This is a genomic window from Burkholderiaceae bacterium DAT-1, assembly GCA_019084025.1.
Lineage (GTDB): Bacteria > Pseudomonadota > Gammaproteobacteria > Burkholderiales > Chitinimonadaceae > DAT-1.
In genome coordinates this window covers 1-579 of the sequence record JAHRBI010000021.1, presented here as the reverse complement: position 1 = coordinate 579, position 579 = coordinate 1, and the positions used below count along the sequence as shown (strand labels likewise).

General features: G+C 56.1%; 1 protein-coding gene. It reads right to left on the bottom strand.

Annotation, left to right across the window (positions count from 1 at the left end; translation table 11 throughout):
* The coding region (locus tag KSF73_17315) for a HAMP domain-containing protein (protein MBV1777480.1) at positions 1–579 on the bottom strand (579 nt) is incomplete at both ends.

Sequence of the window (579 nt, the reverse complement as noted above, 5' to 3'; positions counted from 1 at the left end):
ATAGCGCGCGGAATCCGGCCTTGGCGCAGCCGAGTTCACGCGAGGGCTGGGTTTTGCGGAAATCGTGAATCACCACCACGCCTTGCCCGACAGCCTGTCCGCACAGACAGGCCTGCACATCCATGCAATGTTCTGATTCCTCTAGATCAACCGGCAAGCCTTCGGACACCACAATATGCAGCTTCTCGCCGGAAGGATCGAGGGTGCGGATGCTGCCACCATCGGCATCAAAACGGTCCATGACTCGCTTCAAAAAGCCTCTGCACATGGATTCCACATCGCAGGGCTGATTCAGGAAGCTGGTCATGTCGTAGAGGGTGGTCAGCTCGCGGTTTTGCAGCTCCAGTTCTCTGGTTTTTTGTTCGACCCGTGCTTCAAGGTCGCCATACAGTCCCTGTAATTCATCTGCCATGTGATTAAAGCCCAGAGCAAGTGCACCGAATTCGTCGTTGGATTCGACCGGCAGCCGTGCGCTGAATTCGTGGGCCGCCATGCGTGCCAATCCGCGCTGCATATGCATGATGGGCAGAATAATCCAGATATACAGCAGGTAGATCATCGCCAGTGTCCCCACGCCAG